The organism is Knoellia flava TL1 (genome assembly GCF_000768675.1).
Lineage (GTDB): Bacteria > Actinomycetota > Actinomycetes > Actinomycetales > Dermatophilaceae > Knoellia > Knoellia flava.
Genome location: NZ_AVPI01000023.1, coordinates 21,363 through 40,273, shown reverse-complemented (window position 1 = coordinate 40,273; position 18,911 = coordinate 21,363). Strand labels below are relative to the sequence as shown.

15 protein-coding genes are annotated in these 18,911 nt (G+C 71.3%); 8 read left to right on the top strand and 7 right to left on the bottom strand.

Annotated features, from left to right (window positions below; translation table 11 throughout):
* Positions 1-106: 106 nt before the first annotated feature.
* Positions 107-2,248 carry a SpoIID/LytB domain-containing protein gene (locus N798_RS17360; RefSeq protein WP_156971684.1) on the bottom strand — a complete coding sequence of 714 codons (2,142 nt, stop codon included), beginning with the start codon at positions 2,246-2,248 and terminating at the stop codon, positions 107-109.
* Positions 2,249-2,325: 77 nt separating this feature from the next.
* Positions 2,326-3,144, bottom strand: a complete 819-nt coding sequence (locus N798_RS09330) for a GNAT family N-acetyltransferase (protein ID WP_035947971.1) — start codon at positions 3,142-3,144, stop codon at positions 2,326-2,328.
* 281 nt (positions 3,145-3,425) lie between these two features.
* Here N798_RS09330 and groES point away from each other — a divergent pair, with 281 nt between their 5' ends.
* Positions 3,426-3,719 (top strand): co-chaperone GroES, encoded by a 294-nt coding sequence (groES, locus tag N798_RS09325; protein ID WP_035947970.1) that lies wholly within the window; start codon positions 3,426-3,428, stop codon positions 3,717-3,719.
* A gap of 146 nt (positions 3,720-3,865) precedes the next feature.
* On the top strand, positions 3,866-5,488 hold the full coding sequence (groL, locus tag N798_RS09320) for a chaperonin GroEL (RefSeq protein ID WP_035947969.1): 1,623 nt from the start codon (positions 3,866-3,868) through the stop codon (positions 5,486-5,488).
* A gap of 154 nt (positions 5,489-5,642) precedes the next feature.
* Here the strand turns inward: groL and N798_RS09315 are convergent, their stop codons facing one another.
* The gene (locus tag N798_RS09315; RefSeq protein WP_035947968.1) at positions 5,643-10,724 is read right to left on the bottom strand and encodes a GH92 family glycosyl hydrolase; all 5,082 of its coding nucleotides are present in this window, start codon (positions 10,722-10,724) and stop codon (positions 5,643-5,645) included.
* A 245-nt stretch (positions 10,725-10,969) separates the two neighbouring features.
* Between N798_RS09315 and N798_RS09310 the strand changes: the two genes are divergently transcribed.
* Positions 10,970-11,974 (top strand): LacI family DNA-binding transcriptional regulator, encoded by a 1,005-nt coding sequence (locus N798_RS09310; RefSeq protein WP_052117110.1) that lies wholly within the window; start codon positions 10,970-10,972, stop codon positions 11,972-11,974.
* A complete protein-coding gene (locus N798_RS09305) occupies positions 11,971-13,017 on the top strand; it encodes a class I mannose-6-phosphate isomerase (RefSeq protein WP_035947967.1) in 1,047 nt (348 codons plus the stop codon). Before N798_RS09310 ends, N798_RS09305 begins: the two co-directional genes overlap by 4 nt.
* On the opposite strand, the gene N798_RS09300 is transcribed toward N798_RS09305, so the two are convergent.
* On the bottom strand, positions 13,014-13,643 hold the full coding sequence (locus N798_RS09300; RefSeq protein ID WP_035947966.1) for a hypothetical protein: 630 nt from the start codon (positions 13,641-13,643) through the stop codon (positions 13,014-13,016). The two genes, N798_RS09305 and N798_RS09300, sit on opposite strands and share 4 nt — an antisense overlap.
* 104 nt (positions 13,644-13,747) lie before the next feature.
* Here N798_RS09300 and N798_RS09295 point away from each other — a divergent pair, with 104 nt between their 5' ends.
* Positions 13,748-14,323 carry a TetR/AcrR family transcriptional regulator gene (locus N798_RS09295; RefSeq protein ID WP_035947965.1) on the top strand — a complete coding sequence of 192 codons (576 nt, stop codon included), beginning with the start codon at positions 13,748-13,750 and terminating at the stop codon, positions 14,321-14,323.
* A 7-nt stretch (positions 14,324-14,330) separates the two neighbouring features.
* Here the strand turns inward: N798_RS09295 and N798_RS09290 are convergent, their stop codons facing one another.
* Entirely contained in the window at positions 14,331-14,552 is a 222-nt protein-coding gene (locus N798_RS09290; RefSeq protein WP_035947964.1) for an RNA-binding S4 domain-containing protein, read from the bottom strand.
* Between the two features lie 44 nt (positions 14,553-14,596).
* Here N798_RS09290 and N798_RS09285 point away from each other — a divergent pair, with 44 nt between their 5' ends.
* Positions 14,597-15,286, top strand: a complete 690-nt coding sequence (locus tag N798_RS09285; RefSeq protein WP_035947963.1) for an aspartate/glutamate racemase family protein — start codon at positions 14,597-14,599, stop codon at positions 15,284-15,286.
* Between the two features lie 183 nt (positions 15,287-15,469).
* On the opposite strand, the gene N798_RS09280 is transcribed toward N798_RS09285, so the two are convergent.
* Positions 15,470-15,757 carry a WhiB family transcriptional regulator gene (locus N798_RS09280; protein ID WP_035947962.1) on the bottom strand — a complete coding sequence of 96 codons (288 nt, stop codon included), beginning with the start codon at positions 15,755-15,757 and terminating at the stop codon, positions 15,470-15,472.
* Positions 15,758-16,016: 259 nt separating this feature from the next.
* Between N798_RS09280 and guaB the strand changes: the two genes are divergently transcribed.
* Together guaB and N798_RS18100 are read left to right on the top strand one after the other, a co-directional pair.
* Positions 16,017-17,633 carry an IMP dehydrogenase gene (gene guaB / locus N798_RS09275; protein ID WP_229708570.1) on the top strand — a complete coding sequence of 539 codons (1,617 nt, stop codon included), beginning with the start codon at positions 16,017-16,019 and terminating at the stop codon, positions 17,631-17,633.
* Positions 17,634-17,680: 47 nt separating this feature from the next.
* Entirely contained in the window at positions 17,681-17,839 is a 159-nt protein-coding gene (locus tag N798_RS18100; RefSeq protein WP_156971683.1) for a heme biosynthesis protein HemY, read from the top strand.
* 21 nt (positions 17,840-17,860) lie between these two features.
* Here the strand turns inward: N798_RS18100 and N798_RS09270 are convergent, their stop codons facing one another.
* A complete protein-coding gene (locus tag N798_RS09270; RefSeq protein WP_035947960.1) occupies positions 17,861-18,892 on the bottom strand; it encodes a P1 family peptidase in 1,032 nt (343 codons plus the stop codon).
* Positions 18,893-18,911 lie beyond the last annotated feature (19 nt).

Sequence of the window (18,911 nt, the reverse complement as noted above, 5' to 3'; positions counted from 1 at the left end):
CCGGGGCAGTGCTCGTGCCCCTGCCCTGACCGGACCCGCTCCTTGTCGGCAGCGGGCCGCGCTCCCACGAGGGGAGCGCGGCCCGGGTCTGCGGGGGAGGGCCGGCTCAGCTGCCGAACGTCAGGGTGTTCCAGCCCGAGCCGATCGCCAGGCGCGTGGTGAAGGTGCCCGTTCCGGTGCCGCGGTAGGCCCACAGCTTGCCCGTGGAGTCGCGGGTCACGAGGTCGACCGCACCGTCGCCGTCGACGTCACCCATGCCGGTGAACCCGGAGAACGAGCCGAATCCGGCGCCGATGGCCTTGTTGCCGAGGTAGGCGCCGGTGGCCGAGAAGCGCAGCAGGTAGAGAGTGCCGGCGGAGTTCTTGGCCATGAGGTCGGTGCCGCCGTCGCCGTCGAAGTCACCGACGGCCTCGAGCTCCTGCAGGCTGCCCCAGCCCGCTCCCTTGCTCACGCGGGCCTTCCACGAACCCGCTCCGTTGCCCGGGTAGAGCCACATCACCCCGGCAGCGTCGCGGCCGAGGATGTCGACCGCTCCGTCCCCGTCGAGGTCACCCGGTGCGACGACCGCGGTGAAGCTGTGCCACCCGGAGCCGACCTGGCTCGCCGACGCGATCGTGCCGGTGGCCGTGCCGCGGTGCAGCGTGAGCGCTCCGGTCGACGTCGACCGGGTCATGAGGTCGGGTATGCCGTCACCCGAGAAGTCTCCCGGCGCCAGGATCTCGGGGGCTGCGGGGAAGGCCGCCGCCGCTTCGGTGCGGCCGAGCCAGCTGCCGCGCCCGTCGCCGCGGTAGGACCACAGCCGCCCGGTGGCGTCGCGGGCGACGAGGTCGGAGAAGGCGTTGCCGGAGAAGTCGCTGCCGACGGACGAGCCGACGGGGATGAACCAGGTCGAGCGCAGGTTGAGGCGGCTCCGGAACGTCTCCGGAGCGACCCCGACCGAACCAGCCGAGCCGTAGAGGGTGATCCACGTGACCCGGCCCCCGAACCACGCTCCCTTGTTGTCCCGCGTGAGCTCCGCGGACCTGAAGGTGCCGATGGCGGGCCAGGCGTTCTCGATCGCCGTGACGGGCATCGTGAGGTAGGCCCACGTGTCGGGGGCATCGGCGTAGATGCCGTCGTAGGGGTCCGCCTTGGCGACCTGGTATGCCAGGTTGCTGCCGACGGTGAACCCGCCGTTCGTCGAGCTGAACTCCGTGAGCGCGACGGACGAGCCGTACTTCCTCACGTGGCCCGACGTGGCGGTGATGGCCGCGTCGGAGTTCGGGTGCTCGGGGTTGCTGCTCGTGAGCCCGGGATAGACCTGGCAGGCGGTCGTGTCGCACACGTCCCAGCCGTCGGGGCTGCCGAGCCGGGCGGCGGCGTAGGAGCGCGCGGCCACGGCCTGTGCCTTGACGGCCTCGAGGGCCCAGGAGGCCGGCATCTCGGCCGGGACCACCGAGCGCAGGTAGGTGTTCATCGGCAGCACGTTGACCAACGAGTGGAAGCTCGACTGGCCCCCCGTGTAGCGGGTGGTGACTCGGGCGTAGCGCAGTGCGCCGCGGTACTCACGCTGGGTGCTGCCGTTGAGGGTCTTGAGCACCGAGCTCTCGACGGAGCCGTCGCCGACGAAGGTGAGGCTCGTCGCGGTCGAGAAGCCTGGGCAGGTCGAGGGGTACTGGTACCAGCTCTCGAACCCGGTGGACGACGTGAAGTAGCCCTCCACCTTGTAGCCACCGGTGGTCGGACTGACGCGCCACCACTTGGCGTTGTCGGCGGTGAGCTCGGCCGTGCACGTCCCGTCCGTGAGGGTGAGTCCGGGCTCCGCGGCGACGACCGGAATCCGACTGTCGAAGGCGGTGAGCCGGACCCGCACCTCCGGGTTGCCGATGTCGGTCTTGACCGTGTTCGGGTAGTAGAAGGCGAGGATCTGGTCGGCCGTGAGCCCCTGGCTCGCCGCACCGCGGGCGCCCCACTGCGACATCCCCCGCCCGTGGCCGAAGCCGCGACCACGCAGCCCCACCACGGTCGCCGACCCGGCGACGCCGACCTTCGCGTCGGCTCCTGCCTCGGGCTCGCCGGGGGTTTGCGTGGCGAGGGTGTCCGCCGCCGGTGTCGCGCGTCGGGTCGCGTCCTCGACGGCCGGGGCCGTCGTCGGGGCGGAGGCGGCGAGGGTCGAGGCTGGCGCGGGCACGGCAGACGCAACGGTGGCCGCGCACAGTGCCGGTGCGGCGAGCGTCACGGCGGCAGCGAGAAGAGGGAACTTTTTCACGCGCACAGCATGCCCGGTCCCGGTGGCGAACGCGCCGAAGCGGCAAAACGAGATCAGGTTGTGTCCTGCGGGTCGCGTCAGGCCTCTCTGCTCCAGACCCACGGCGTCGTCGTCGTGACCTTGAGCAGCCCCGAGCGCTCGAGGATCGGCCGGGAGAACTCTGTCGAGTCGCTGTTGATCCACCGCTTGCCGTGGGCGATGGCCGAGCGCGCCCGGGCGGCAGTGAGGGCGCGGTAGATGCCGCGCCCCCGGTGCTCCGGTCGGGTCGCACCACCCCAGATGCCCGCGAAGTCGGTGCCGTCGACCGGCTCGAGGCGCCCGGCGCTCACGACCTCCCCGTCGACCTCGGCGACCCACATCTCCATGTCGTCGCGTGTCGCGAGCCGGTGCAGCACCTGCGCGTCGTGGGCCGCCGCCTCGTCGGGGTCGTCGCCGAAGACCTCGGCCTGCATGGCGAGCATCGCCCGCACGTCCGCCTCGTCGGTGACCTGCCGGACCCGCACGCCCTCGGGGAGGTCGATGTCGACCGCGAGCATCCGGGCGTCGCCGATCATGACCGACTCGGTCTCGTCGGGCTCGAATCGCGCGGCCTCCAGCGCCTCGTGGAGGCCCGGCGCGTGGTCGTGGCCGCGGCTCTTCCACTCGACCTTGCGGATCTCCGGCAGTTCCCGGAAGTGGGCCACCGCCGCGGTCACGAGCGCCCGCACGGAGTCCTCCGTCGCGGGCCCCTCCTCGGTGTCCAGGCTGCGGTAGGTGATGAACCCCCGGCCGCCGAGGTAGGTGGCGAGGAGCAGCGGTCCGCACGGCGTGACGGTGAGCGCCGACGGGAGCTCGGCCTCCCGGCGCAGCTGGGCGTCGTAGGCGGCGAGGAGGGTGGCGGGGTCGGGTGCGTCCATGCCCGAACCCTCGCGCTCACCCTCGCGCCGCCGCAACCGCCTTTGGCCGCGCCGTCCGCGGCCCGCGTCTGCCCTCGGCGAACACGGTCCTCGAGTTCTGGCACTCGAGTTGACCGAGTGCCAGCGCAGACCTAGATTTGGCTCATTGGCACTCGCCCCCGGTGAGTGCCAGCGCACGGCGGACCGACTCGACCCCCGCGACGGCGAAGCGGACCACCAAGCCGGCAGCGCACGAACTGCATTTGTCCACCTTCGACTCATCCCAAAGGGGAGGTCACACAGTGTCGGTTTCCATCAAGCCGCTCGAGGACCGCATCGTCATCAAGTCGCTCGAGGCCGAGCAGACCACGGCGTCCGGTCTCGTCATCCCGGACACCGCGAAGGAGAAGCCCCAGGAGGGCGAGGTCCTCGCGGTCGGCCCCGGTCGCATCGACGACAACGGCAACCGCGTCCCGCTCGACGTCACCGTCGGCGACCGCGTCATCTACAGCAAGTACGGCGGCACCGAGGTCAAGCACGGCGGCCAGGAGTACCTCATCCTGAGCGCCCGCGACATCCTCGCCATCGTTGGCTGAGTGAGCCCACGGCTCACCACCTGAACCACCACGTATGCCGTGGGCTCACCTCCCACGGTGCGCCCACGGCATACGCGCATCACCACCACGGCACCGCGGCGGCACGCCTGCTGCCCTGACGGTCCACTGACTAGCGAAGGACATCCATGGCCAAGGAACTGGAGTTCAACGACTCCGCCCGCAAGGCGCTCGAGCGGGGCGTCGACGCCCTCGCCAACGCCGTCAAGGTGACGCTCGGCCCCAAGGGCCGCAACGTCGTCATCGACAAGAAGTGGGGCGCCCCCACCATCACGAACGACGGCGTCACCATCGCCCGCGAGGTCGAGCTCGAGGACGCCTACGAGAACCTCGGCGCCCAGCTCGCCAAGGAGGTCGCCACCAAGACCAACGACGTCGCCGGTGACGGCACGACGACCGCGACCGTCCTCGCCCAGGCGATGGTCCGCGAGGGTCTGCGCAACGTCACCGCGGGTGCCGCCCCGGCCGGCCTCAAGCGCGGCATGGACAAGGCCGTGGAGGCCGTCTCCGAGCGTCTCCTCGAGACCGCCCGCGACGTCGACGGCAAGGACGAGATCGCCTCCGTCGCCTCGCTGTCCGCCCAGGACCAGGAGATCGGCGCGACGATCGCCGACGCGTTCGACAAGGTCGGCAAGGACGGCGTCATCACCGTCGAGGAGTCCTCGACCGCCGCCACCGAGCTCGAGTTCACCGAGGGCATGCAGTTCGACAAGGGCTACATCTCCCCGTACTTCATCAGCGACGCCGAGCGCATGGAGGCCGTCCTCGAGGACGCCTACGTCCTCATCAACCAGGGCAAGATCTCGGCCATCGCCGACGTCCTCCCGGTCCTCGAGAAGGTCGTCCAGGCCGGCAAGCCGCTCGTCATCATCGCCGAGGACGTCGACGGCGAGGCCCTCTCGACACTCGTCGTCAACAAGATCCGCGGCACCTTCAACGTCGTCGCCGTCAAGGCGCCCGGCTTCGGCGACCGCCGCAAGGCGATGCTGCAGGACATGGCCGTCCTCACCGGTGGTCAGGTCATCGCCGAGGAGGTCGGGCTCAAGCTCGACCAGGCCGACCTCACCGTGCTCGGCCAGGCCCGCCGCGTCGTCGTCACCAAGGACAACACGACGATCATCGACGGTGCCGGCGACGCCTCCGAGGTCGAGGGCCGGGTCAACCAGATCAAGGCCGAGATCGAGCGCACCGACTCCGACTGGGACCGCGAGAAGCTCCAGGAGCGCCTCGCCAAGCTCGCCGGTGGCGTCTGCGTCATCAAGGTCGGCGCCCACACCGAGGTCGAGCTCAAGGAGAAGAAGCACCGCATCGAGGACGCCATCTCGGCGACCCGCGCGGCCATCGAGGAGGGCATCGTCGCCGGTGGCGGCTCGGCCCTCATCCAGGCCGTCAAGGTCATCGACACGCTCGGCCTCGAGGGTGACGAGAAGGTCGGTGCCGCCATCGTGCAGAAGGCCGCCGCCGAGCCGCTGCGCTGGATCGCCGAGAACGCCGGCCTCCAGGGCTACGTCGCCGTCGCCAAGGTCTCCGAGCTCGAGCCGGGCATGGGCCTCAACGCCGCCACGGGCGACTACGAGGACCTCGTCAAGGCCGGCGTCATCGACCCGGTCAAGGTCACCCGCTCCGCCCTGCGCAACGCCGCCTCGATCGCGTCGATGGTCCTCACCACCGACACGCTCGTCGTCGAGAAGAAGGAGGAGGAGCACGACGCCGCCGGGCACAGCCACGGCGGTCACGGCCACTCGCACTGAGCCGGTCGCTCCTCCCGCACCAACGCGTATGCCGCGTGCTCCCGTACAGGGGGAGCACGCGGCATACGCGTTTTTCAGGCTGCTCCGGTGTCGGGGATCCGGGCCCACCCGCGAGGGTTTCGGCCCGGATCCCCGACACTCGGCGTAACCGGCTTCAGGTGACCGTGACGGTCACCGTGGCGAGGGTGTCGCTGCGGCTGTCGCCGACGAGCACCCGCACCGTGTAGGTCCCGGCCGAGGCCCACGTGTGGGAGCCGCTCAGGGTGGCGGTCCCGTCGGCCGCGACGGTGACGACTCCGTCGGTCGTGGCGCTGCCGTCACCCCACGCGACGCGTGCGGTGTAGCCGCCCTCGGCGGGCACGCCGCCCGAGACCGTCCCGAGCGTCACCGTGGACGCGGTGCCGGCCTTGGCCGTCGCGCCGGTCGCGGGGGCGACCGTGAGCGGCGTGCCGTTGTCGGCGACCGAGAACACGTGGATCCGTCCGGCGGTGCGCGGGTCACCCGTCTGCGTCGGCAGGGTCACCGACTGGACGGTCTTGCCCGCCGGGATCGTCAGCGGCGCGGTCGCGAACAGCTTGAGGTGGCAGCCGTCCGTGCTCGTGCCGTTGAGCCGGGAGGTCATCTCGACCGCGATCGTGTTGCCGAACTTCGCCGAGCCGCACCAGTCACCGAACTGGATCCTGTATGCCGTGCTCGTCCCGTCCGTGAACGTCACCGTCCCGGTCGTGTCCTGGTCCTTCTGCGTCGCCGTGCCGATGAGGCTCAGCTTGGTCGCGCCCGGGGCCAGCGTCACGGGGAGGGTCTGGCCCGCACCCGTGGCGTTGTCCTTCTGCCCGGCCGGGATCGCCGGCATCGAGAACCGGAGGTCGCTGCCCGGGACCGTGAGGAGCCGGCCCGGGGACGCGCCCGCCTCGGCGAGGGCCGGACGCGAGACGCCGGCCTGGCCGCCGTCGCAGGGGATCTCCTGGCCCGGGTCGCCGATGCAGACCAGGTTGAACCCGGAGGCGTAGGACGGCACGACGGCCTGGTGGATCGTCACCCCGCCCCTGCCGCTCGCGCTGCCCTTGGCGTCCTTGACCGTCACGACGGTCTCGTAGTAGCCGGGCTCGGCGTAGGTGTGCTCGCCGCGCACGGTGTAGGAGCCGAGCTCGCCGGCGGTGATGGTGCCGGTCGAGGTCGTGCCGTCACCCCACGCGATGGTGGCGGTGTAGGCGTCCGCGCTCGTGCCCTTGCCGCCGGAGAAGGTGGCGACGGGGCCGCTCACGGCCTGTCCCTCGACGGCCTCGAGCTCGGTCGACGGGCTCACCTTGATGCGTGTGTTCTCCGCGAACGAGCCGTCGGTGAGGAACTCGACCTCCGACAGGGTCGGCGTCCCGTTGCTCGCCGTGACGACGAGCCGGTATGCCGTGTAAGTCCCCGGAGCGGCGACCTTGAACGGCCGCGTCTGCGTCCGCCAGGTGAAGGCCTGGTTGCTCCGGGTGTCGATGGTCTCCCAGTTGCCGTTGCGCTGGCCCTCGACCCGCCACGCGGTGGGCTCGCCGGCGGCGGCCCCGTTGGTGAGGGTGTAGAAGGTGGCGCGCTGGCCGATGCCCGAGAGGGTGTAGGTGACGGTGGGCGTCGCCGAGGCGAACGTCGTCGACGTCGTCGAGCTGTTGTCGAAGAGCGCCGCGGCGTTGGCCGCACCCGGTGCCGTCGCCGTGCCGCGACCCGGACCCGTGGCGTCACGCAGGGGAGCCGGCTTGGCGTCCCCCTTGGTGAGCGACGGGGGAGCGGCGTTGGGCTTGCTGCCGTAGTCCGACGGCGTGGAGCCCATGGCGAAGTCGATCGTCGTCGCGCCCGCGATCTTGCTGTGCGGGATCGAGACGTCCTTGTGGCCCTCGCCGTTGATGGTGACCTTCTGGACGTAGATGTTCTCGTCCGAGTTGTTCGGCGCGTTGACGACGAGGTCGCCCTGCGTGCGGTGGACGGTCATCTTCGTGAACTTCGGCGAACCCACGGCCCACTGGGCCGAGCCGACCTGGAGCGGGTAGATGCCGAGCGAGGAGAGGGTGTTCCAGGCCGACTGCTCGCCGTTGTCCTCGTCGCCGGGGTAGCCCTGGCCGATCTCGCTGCCGACGTAGAGGCGGCGCAGGATCTCGCGCACCTTCTCGGCCGTGCGGTACTGCTTGCCCGTGTAGTTGTACATGTACGGGATGTGGTGCGAGACCTGGTTGCTCATCCCGAACATGCCCATCCGGACGTCGCGCGCCTCGATGATCTCGTGGATGATGCCGCCGTAGCTGCCCGGCTTCGTGCCGGTCTCGGGGGTGGTGAAGAAGGTGTCGAGCTTCTTCGCCATCGCCTCCCTGCCACCGAGGAGGTTGGCCAGGCCGTTGCCGTCCTGCGGTGCGTGGAAGGCGAAGTTCCAGCCGTTGGTCTCGGTGTAGCCACCGCCCCAGACCTCGGGGTCGAAGTTCGGTGCGAACTCACCGTTGGCCTGACGCACCCGCAGGAAGCCGGTCTTGGGGTCGAAGTGGTTGGTGTAGTCGGTGGCCCGCTTGAGGAAGTACTCGGACTCCTCCTGGAGCGTGGCCCTTCGCGCGGCCGGCACCGAGGGGTCGGTCGCGAGCTTCGCGGCCTGGTTGCCGATGCCGAAGTCGTTGATCATGCCCTCGAGGCCCCACGACACGCTCTCGTGCGTGCTGTCCGGGGTGAACCCGAGGAACTGCGACGTGGCGAGGCCCTTGCGGCCCACGCCCGAGCTCGGCGGGAGCACGGTCGCATTGCGCAGGCCCGCGTCGTAGGTGCCGAGCTTGTCCGGCAGGGCGACGCCCTTGACGAACGCGTCGGCGAACGAGACGTCCGAGCTCGTGCCCGTCATGAGGTCGGCGTAGCCCGGCGAGGACCAGCGGGCCACCCAGCCGCCGTCGCGGTACTGCTGGACGAAGCCGTCGGCGATCTCGGCCGCGATCTCCGGGTAGAGCAGGGAGTAGGCCGGCCACACGGTCCGGTAGGTGTCCCAGAAGCCGTTGTTGACGTAGATCTTGCCGTCCTTGATGGCGGCGTTGGTCGTCGTCGCCGTGGCGCTGCCGGACTTCGGCGACACCGGGCTGGCGTACTGGTAGCGCGGCGCCGAGGCGGTGCCGGTGTTCTCGAACTGGCTGTTCGGGTAGAGGTTGAGCCGGTAGAGGTTCGAGTAGAGCGTGCGGATCTCGTCGTCCTTGGCGCCCTCGACCTCGACGACGCTCAGGCGCTCGTCCCACTTGGCCTTCGCGTCACCCTGGACGTCGTTGAACGAGCGGCCGGTGAGCTCGAGGTCGGCGTTGCGCTTGGCCTGGTCGAGCGAGATGAACGACGTGGCGATGCGCAGCTCGACGTCACGGTCGCTCGTCGTGTCGAACGTCGCGTAGCGCGTGCCCGTGTGGCCGTTGGGCGCGGTGCCGGCGGCCTTCGCCGGTCGGTCGAACGTGCCGTGGACGAACATCCGGCTGCGGCCGACGGACAGGCCGCTGCCGTTGTCGACCCAGCCCGTCATCGTGCCGGTGGCGGGGTCGACCGTGAACGAGCCGTTGTTGTCGACGGTGTCGACGACGAGGCTGCCGGTCGGGGCGCTCTCGGGGAAGGTGAAACGCCACACGCCACCGTGGTCGGCGGGGGCCGTCTCGGCGATGATGCCGCCGTCGAGGTGGACCCGGTAGTGGTCCGGACGGGCGACCTCGTCGTCGTGGTCGAAGGGGATGGCCCGGCCGCTCGCGCTGCCGGTGGGGACGCCCTGCGTGATCGAGGGCATGACCGACATCTGGTTGCGGTCACCCATCCACGGCGACGGCTCGTGCGAGATGCCGAGGCCCTGGAGCGTCGGGCGGTTCTGCGCGTTGTTGCCGGCCTGCCAGTAGTACTGCCACGTCTGGCTGTTCGCGTTCGTCAGCGGGGTGAAGAACGTGAAGCCGTTGGGGACGGCGCTGATCGGCAGGTTGTTGCCGCGCGAGAACGAGCCTGAGGAGTTGGTCCCACGACGCACGTCGACGGCATACGTGGGGCTGGAGCGGTCGAGGGCGGCGGGGGAGGGGTCGACCTCGATGTCGTCGACGAAGCCGCCGAAGATGGTCTCCTTCGTCGGGTTCGCGGTGTTGTCGTATCCGAGGAGGATTGCGTCGATCGTCTTGCCGGCGGCCTTGGGGCCGAGGTCGATCTGCACCGAGTTCCACTGGTTGGCGTAGAGGATCTTGCCGACGCCCTGACCGTTCGGCGAGGCCGCGGTGCTGTGCATGTCCTTGGCGCCGAGGCTCGAGAGGAACGTCCCGTCGGTGAACCGCAGGTCGACGGCGGTGTAGGTCGACGGGTAGGTGAGGTCGCCCGCGACCATGTCGGGGAAGATCTTGTAGGTCAGGCGCGAGCGGTCACCCACCGGCACGTCGACGTCGAAGAGGCGGTTCCAGGCGAACCCGCGGCCCGCGGCGGTGTGCGAGCCGCCGTAGCGCAGCGACTTCACGCCCGTCCACCCGACGAGCGACTTGATGTTGAAGCCCGAGCGCGGTCCGGAGCCGACGGTGGAGACCATGGGCGCGATCTCGGGCTCGGAGGAGTCGACGTCGCCGAAGAGGCCCCAGTCGGCGAGCTGGACGATCGGGCCGCCGTTGTTGGCGGTGACGTCGAGCCGGTAGTACGACCAGTCACCCGGCGTCGTCACGGTGAAGGTCTGCTTCTGCCCGCGCGAGGCGAAGGCGAGGCCGGTGCGACGGTCGATGTCGGTCCACGTCGTCCCGTCGGTCGAGCCGCGCAGCGTGACGTCCTTGGGGTCACGCTCTGGGGCGTCGTTGCCGGAGGTGAGCGACCAGGTGAGGGCGCGCTTGGGCGCGGACAGCTGGTAGCGGACCCAGCCGGTCGTCGCGAACGCGAGCCACTTGGTGTCGGCGTTGGAGTCGGTGAGGTTGGACGCCACCTCCCCCGGCGGGTTCTCGGCGCTCGCGGTGATGCCGGTGACCGAGCCGAGCAGGCTGCCGTCGGCGGGGACGCCACCGGTGACGTTCTGCTGGCGCGGGCCCGACTCGTCGACCTCGACGGTCGACACGAGCGGCTGGGGCTGGCCGTTCTCGAAGGACGTCGACCAGGCGGCACCCTCGGGTGCTGCTGCGGCGGCGGCCTGGTCGGCGGTCGGGGGTGTGGCGGCCACGGCTCCCGCGGCGGTCGCGGTGCCGACCGCGAGGGCCAGGGCCCCGGCTGTCAGCCCTCGTGGGATGGCGTTCGTCAGGCGCATGTTTCCTCCGGGCTCGTCGCCCACGCAGGGTCGGTCACCCTTGACCGACGTCCTCCCGACCCTCTCCGTATGCCGTCTACCCCGCAATCCGAGACCTCACCTTTGTCCGGTGGCGACAGTCGATCGGACAAGGAGGTGCTGCGCCGGCGTGGTGTGCTCGGTCCACGTTGCCTCGGCCCACGTCTTTTGGTGTGATCGACCTTGTGACAGCGTTGTCAGGCAAGCGGACATCGGCGAGACCGACGATGGCGGACGTCGCGGCCGAGGCCCACGTCTCCGTGAAGACGGTCTCGCGTGTCGTCAACCGTGAGCCGGGGGTGCGACGCGACACCGAGCTGCGCGTTCGCGGGGTCATCGACCGCATCGGCTTCATGCGCCACGACGGCGCCCGCATCCTGCGCCAGGGGCGCACCCAGACCATCGCGCTCGTCGTCGAGGACCTCGCCAACCCCTTCTACTCGCAGATCGGCGCCGCGGTCGAGCGTGAGGCCCGCGTCCGCCAGCACCAGCTCATCACCGCGTCGGCCGAGGGGTCACCGACGCGCGAGCGGGTCGTCCTCGAGGGGCTCATCAACCGTCGCGTCGACGGCCTCGTCGTCGTGCCCGCGGGCGAGCGGCCTGCGACCGACCCGACCGTCTCGGCGAGCGGCACCCCGATCGTCTACGTCGACCGACCGGTCCGCGGCGAGCCGTGCGACACCGTCATCAGTGACAACCCGGGCGGTGTCCGCAGCGCCGTCGAGCACCTCGTCGCCAACGGCCACCGCCGCATCGCCTTCCTCGGCGACGACGCCGAGTTCTGGACCGCGCGCCAGCGGCGCGAGGCCTTCGTCGCGATCCACGACGCCCTCGGGCTCCCGGGCGACACCCGCATCGCGATGGGACCGCACACGGTCGAGTCGCTCGGCGCCCGCTTCGAGGCGTGGTCGCGCGAGCGCACGCCGATCACCGCCGTCATCACCGGCAACAACCGGGTGACCCTCGCCGCGCTCCACGCGATGCGCCAGGTCGGCGTCGAGCTCGGCCTCGTCGGCTACGACGACTTCGAGCTCGCCGACCTCATCGTCCCCTCGGTGACCGTCATCCACCAGGACCCCGCCTCGATCGGGCAGAAGGCCGTGCTCCAGCTCTTCGCACGGCTCCTCGGCGACGAGTCGCCCGCCCAGACGGTGGTCATGCCCACCCGACTCCTCGTGAGGGAGTCCGGACGGCTCCCCGCATCCATCCGTGCACGGAAGGCACTCCCATGACCGACACCTCGACGAGCGCGGCGCACGCCACGACGGCGGCTCTCGCAGTCAACACCCCGCGCCGCTTCTACCGCGGCGGCGAGCGCATCCTCGCCTTCCGCGGGCTCGACGTCCCCGCCGACTTCGACGGCTACCGGCCCGAGGACTGGGTCGGGTCCACGGCCCGGCTCTTCGCCGAGGGTGGCGGGGGAGTGACGACCCTCGAGGACGGCACCGAGCTGCCCGAGGCGCTCGCGGCAGACGCAGAGGGCTGGTTCGGCGAGGCGCACGTCGCCCGCTTCGGGGGCGACCCCAACCTGCTCACCAAGCTGCTCGACAGCGGCGAGCGGCTCCCGGTGCACTCGCACCCGAGCCGCGAGTTCGCCACCGCCCACCTCGACTGCGACCACGGCAAGACGGAGGCGTGGATCGTCCTCGTCGCCGAGCCCGGTGCGACGGTGTGGGTCGGCTTCCGCGACGCGCTGTCCGACGACGACCTCGCCGGCCTCGTCGACGCGCAGGACGAGCGGCTCCTCGCCGCGCTCAACCCGATCGAGGTCAGCGCCGGCGACGCCGTCCTCGTGCCCGCCGGCCAGCCCCATGCGATCGGCGAGGGCGTCCTCATCCTCGAGCTCCAGGAGCCGACCGACTTCTCGGTCATGCTCGAGCACGAGCGCTTCGGCCTCGAGCTCGACCACGCCTTCCTCGGCCTCGACCGCCCGCTCGCCCTGCGCAGCGTCGACCACGGCCCTGTCGACCAGGAGCGGCTGGCGTCGCTGCGTCGACGGTGGAGCGACGTCGAGGGCTCCGGGCCCGCCCTCCCCGACGAGGCCAGCCCCTACTTCTGCGCCGAGGTCGTGCGGCCGGTGAGCGGCGACGTCACGGTCGACGCGGCATACGCGGCCACCGTTGTCGTGAGCGGGGCGGGCACCCTGACGACGAGGCAGGGGACGCGCGAGGTGGCCGCGGGTGACGTGCTGCTCGTGCCGCACAGCGCGGGAGACGTCACCGTGTCCGGCGGCGTCACGCTCATCCGCTGCATGCCGCCGCGCGTCGACGGCTAGGCCGTCCTCCCAGCCGCCATCTCAGCGGATGCCAGGCGCGGCAGCAGGTGCTCGAGCTGCCCCACCTCCTCGATGTTGTGGCGGACCCAGGCGCGCGCCATGTCGTCGGGGAAGCGCCGCCGCAGGAGGGCGTTGACCGGTCGCATGACCGCACTGCGGGCGCCGAGGTCCATGACCGAGACGTAGTGCGTGCCCTCGTCGCACGCCGACCACGTGTGCTCGAGCATGACGACGACGACACCGGCGATCCGCGTGACGAGCCGGATGCCGGTCTCATCGAGCTTCTCGACGCGGTCGACGATGTCGATCCGGTATGCCGGGTTGCCACCGAACGCCTCGACGATCCGGAAGCGAGCGCCCTCGGCCGCCCCTCCGCCGGGTGCGGGCCGGGCGAGCTCCCAGCGGATGTGGTCGAGTGGGTGCCACGCGAGGTAGCGCGGGACGGTCTGCCCGCCGTAGGTGAGGGTGCCGTCGAGGTGGGTGAACCAGTCGAGCAGCATCGCGGGGGTCACGCCGGCGAGGGGGCGGTGGTCGATGGTGACCCGACGGCGACCGTGCGGGGCGTTGGTGAAGCGCACCGTCGCCGAGCTCGTGGACCGGAGCGGGTAGAGCACGGGGAGGGTCATGACGTCTCCATAGGGTACGGTGGCGTTTCTCGTTCTTCGACGGTAGAGGCGACGGGCAAGAAACGCAAGCGTTTCTTCGGATGTGTGGGTGGCTGGGAGGTGGCATGGCGACACGACGACGTGGGGCCGAGCTCGACGACGCCATCCGCGCGGCCGCTCTCGACCTGCTCGCCTCCGGCGGCCCGTCGGCGGTGACGATGGAGGCGGTGGCCGGAGCGGCGCGGACGAGCAAGGCCGTGCTCTACCGGCGGTGGCCGGACAGCCGAGCGCTGCTGCGCGACACCCTCGTCGGCATGGCGCGTGCGGCGATCCCCCACGAGGACACCGGCAGCTACCGCGGCGACATGCTCGCGGTCCTGCGCGGCTGGGCGGCACTCTTCACCGGACCGCAGGCGGGCATGCTGCGCGGGGTCGTTGCCGCCGCGGTGCAGGACGAGCAGCTCGCGGAGACCTTGGCCCGTGACCTCATCGGCCACCGGAAGGCTCAGATGGCCGAGCTGCTCGAGCGTGGTGTCGAGCGTGGCGACGTGCGCGCGGACGTGCCGGTGCACATCGCCCGCGAGCTGGGCCAGAGCGTGCTGTGGCACCGGCTCCTCGTGAGCGGCGACCCCATCGACGACGACCTCGTGGTCGAGCTCGTCGACGAGGTCCTCGTCCCCTTCGTCGCGCCCCGCGCCTGACGGGCCGCTACGCCTCGGCGACGACGGCGAACGTCTCGCCGGCGTAGGTCACCGTGTCGCCCGGGCGCACCTGGCGGCCGCGCCGGGTGTCGACCTCGCCGTTGACCTCGACCTCGCCCGCCTCGATGACGGCCCGGGCGTCGGCGCCGTCCTCGACGACGGAGGCGAACTTGAGGAGCTGGCCGAGGCGGATGCTCTCGCCGGCGATGGGGATCTCGGTGGTGCTCACGCGCCAAGGATAGGCGTGCTCGCTCGTGGCCTAGGGTGCGAGACATGCGCATGCTGGGTGTCCTCGGCGGGATGAGCTGGACGAGCACGGAGAGCTACTACCGGATGCTCAACCGCGGTGTCGCGGAGCGGCTGGGCGGCCTGCACTCCGCGCGGCTGCTCGTCCACAGCGTCGACTTCGCACCCGTCGCGCAGGCCCAGCACGACGGTGACTGGGACGCGACCCTCGCGACCCTCGCCGAGGCGGCCCGAGGCCTCGAGGCCGGCGGGGCCGAGGCGCTGCTCCTCGCGACCAACACGATGCACAAGGTGGCCGGCGAGCTCGAGCAGGCCTGCGGCATACCGCTCCTCCACATCGCCGACGCGACCGCAAACGCCATCGCCGCCGACGGCCTGGAGCGGGTCGGTCTGCTGGCCACGGCGTTCACGATGGAGCAGGACTTCTACACCGGCCGGCTCGAGGAGCGGGGGCTCGATGTGCTCGTGCCTGACGAGCGGCAGCGCGCAGAGGTGCACCGGATCATCTACGACGAGCTCTGCCTCGACGTCGTGCGCGACGAGTCGCGCGAGACCTACCGCGAGGTCATCGCCGCGCTCGTCGAGCGCGGGGCACAGGCTGTCGTCCTCGGCTGCACCGAGATCTCCCTGCTCGTCTCGGATGAGGACAGCACGGTCCCGCTCTATGACACGACCGCGATCCACGCCGCCGCGGGCGTGGACTTCATGCTCTCCTGACGCTCGCCTGCTCGCGCCCCGAGGCCCCGTCCGCACGGACGGGGCCTCGGGCTCGGGCTGGACGAGTGGCTGGGACATCACACCCTGATCCGTCCCAGCCACCCGGCCCGTGTGCCGGATGGTTGGGAGTGTCCCTGGTCACTCCCAGCCACCCGGCGGTTCGATCACTCGCGGCGAGGGCGGTCAGCTCGCGAGCTCACGTTGGTTGAGGACGCGGATGCGCTCGTCCTCGGTCATGCCGCCCCAGACCCCGTAGGGCTCGCGCGAGGCGAGAGCGTGCTCGCGGCACCGGCGCAGCACCGGGCACGAGTCGCACACCGCCTTGGCGCGGTCGTCACGGCTGCGCCGCTGGTTGCCGCGCTCGCCCTCGGGGTGGAAGAAGACCTCAGGGCTCACCTGGCGGCAGTGACCCTGGAACTGCCACTCCCACACATCGAGAGTCGGCTTGGGAAGTCGTGCGATGTCGGTCATGTCCCCTCCTGTCCACCGTGGCCGCCGAGTCGGCGACCTGGTCGTCTCCACACCCCTCGTGGGCAGTGTCAGGCTAGGAACGACAAGGCAAGACGGGGGTCTGGCCCGAGTAAGAACTTGGCAAAGACCGACACCCGGACGTGACTTCGCAGGTCAGTCGTCTCCGACACGGGGCCGTCCTTACCCCGTGCCCTGAGCGCCGGCGCCCGCGGTCCGGCGCCGGTTCGGAGCCTCGCCTCCCCTGCCCTAGACTTGATGAATGAGCCTTGGTGTCGACCGCCCCACCCACCTCGAGGCCGAGCCCGCCCCTCCGGCGCCGGCGCCCACCCCTTCCCCGTCGCCCTCGGTGACGCCTCCCGCGGAGGCCGCGCAGCCGGCGCTTCCGGCCCCCTTCGCCCAGCTGGGACTCACCTACGACGACGTGCTGCTCCAGCCCGGCGAGACCGACGTCATCCCGAGCGAGGTCGACACGACCTCGCGCCTCACCCGCGAGATCAGCCTCCGCGTCCCGCTCGTGTCGGCCGCCATGGACACCGTCACCGAGGCGCGGATGGCCATCGCGATGGCCCGCCAGGGCGGCCTCGGGATCCTGCACCGCAACCTCTCGATCGAGGACCAGGCCTACCAGGTCGACCTCGTCAAGCGGACCCAGACCGGTCGCATCTCCAACCCCGTGACGATCGGCCCCGACGCCACCCTCGAGGAGCTCGACGAGCGGTGCGGTCGCTACCGCGTCTCCGGCCTCCCGGTCGTCGACCCCGAGATGCACCTCCTCGGCATCGTCACCAACCGCGACCTCCGCTTCACGCCGGTGGCCGAGTGGGCCACGACGCTCGTGCGCGACGTCATGACCCACCAGCCGCTCATCACCGGCTCCGAGGACATCAGCTCCGAGGAGGCCACGAGCCTGCTGCGCCAGCACAAGCGCGAGCGGCTGCCGCTCGTCGACGCGCAGGGCCGCCTCACCGGCCTCATCACCGTCAAGGACTTCGTCAAGTCCGAGCAGTACCCCCACGCGAGCAAGGACGCCTCCGGCCGCCTGCTCGTCGGTGCCGCCATCGGCTACTTCGGCGACGCGTGGGAGCGCGCCACCACCCTCGTCGACGCGGGCGTCGACGTGCTCGTCCCCGACGTCGCCAACGGCCACGCCCGTCTCATGCTCGACATGATCCGCCGGCTCAAGAGCGACCCGGCGACCCGCCACGTGCAGGTCCTCGCCGGCAACGTCGCCACCCGCGAGGGCGCGCAGGCGCTCGTCGACGCGGGCGCCGACGGCGTCAAGGTCGGCGTCGGCCCGGGCTCGATCTGCACGACCCGCGTCGTGGCCGGCGTCGGTGTCCCGCAGGTCACCGCGATCTACGAGGCCTCCCTCGCCTGCCGTCCTGCCGGTGTCCCGATCGTGGGGGACGGCGGCCTCCAGCACTCCGGTGACATCGCCAAGGCCCTCGTCGCCGGCGCCGACACCGTGATGATCGGGTCGCTCTTCGGAGGCTGCGAGGAGTCCCCGGGCGAGCTCGTCTTCGTCGGCGGCAAGCAGTTCAAGGTCTACCGCGGCATGGGCTCGCTCGGAGCGATGGCCTCGCGCGGCAAGAAGTCCTACTCCAAGGACCGCTACTTCCAGGCCGACGTCGTGAGCGACGACGAGCTCGTGCCCGAGGGCATCGAGGGACGCGTGCCGTTCCGCGGCCCGCTCGGCGCCGTCGTCCACCAGCTCACCGGCGGTCTGCACCAGTCGATGTTCTATGTCGGCGCGCGCACCATCCCCGAGCTCAAGGAGCGCGGTCGCTTCGTGCGCATCACGACGGCGGGCCTCAAGGAGAGCCACCCGCACGACATCGCCGGCATCGTCGAGGCACCGAACTACTCCTCCCGCTGACGATCCTGCGTCACACTGGTGCGACCAGCGGACGCAGGGAGGGCGCGATGACCGACAGCCAGAAGGACCTCGAGCAGCGGGTGCACGTCGACCTGCCGCGCGTCCGTCCCGAGGAGATGGTGGTCTCGGTCGAGACGACGCTCCCGCCGGACCCCACGGGCGGCAAGGACGTCGACACCGAGTTCATGATCCGCCACTTCGGCTGACCAAAACCTCCGCGCGCCGCCTCAGGTGAGGCGGTCCCGCCACGAGGGGAGCGCCACCCCACCGTCCTCGGTGCGGTCCACCGACGTCGCGGCGAGCATGGCGTGCCCGATCGCGCGCGTGACGCAGTCGGCCGCCACGGCCTGCACCCGGACGAGGTCGAGCTCGTCGGGCGCCTCGCCGTCACCGGTCGCCAGGGCGAAGACCGCATCCCCGTCGTATGCCGTGTGCGCCGGTGAGAGCGCCCGCGCCAGTCCGTCGTGGCTCACCTCGGCGAGCTTGCGGCACTGCACCTTGGTGAGGGAGGCGTCGGTCGCGACGACGGCGAGGGTCGTCGCGGTCCCGGCGCGCAGCTCATCCAGCGCGGCGGCCTGCTCCTCCCAGTAGGCCTGTGCCGCAGCAGGATTGGGAGCGGGCGCGTCGGAGAACTCGTCCGCGAGACCGGAGCGGACGGCATACAGGCTTGCGTCGGGAGCGCAGGGTGAGCCCATCGCGTTGACGACGACGAGCGCTCCCACGGTGACGCCGTCGACGACGGCGCTCGCCGTGCCGACGCCGCCGCGCAGGCCACCGGACCGCGCACCGGTCGCGGCCCCGACCGCGCCCTGCTCGACGGCCCCGTCGGTGGCCTCGCGCCAGGCCTGAGCACCGTCCTCGGCCGTCGGCGCGTTCTCGAAGACGCCGCCGCGGCCGAGGTCGAAGACGACGGCCGCGGGCACGATGGGGACCACCTGCGTGGGTTCGCCGACCGGCCAGCCCAGCCCGGCGGCATACGCCTCCTTCATGACGCCGTCGGCGGTCGCGAGGCCGAAGGCGCTGCCGCCGGAGAGGACGACGGCGTCGACGCGGTCCACCATGCACGTGGGGGAGAGGAGGTCGGTCTCGCGCGTGCCCGGGGCGCCGCCGCGGACGTCGACGCCGCCGACCGTGCCCTCGGGTGGGACGACGACCGTCACGCCGGTGAGCCAGCCCGGCTCGTCGCGGGTGACCTGACCGACCCTCAGGCCGGCGACGTCGGTGATGGCGTTGAGCGGTCCGGGGCGGGGTGCGTCCATGCGCCCAGCATGCCGACCC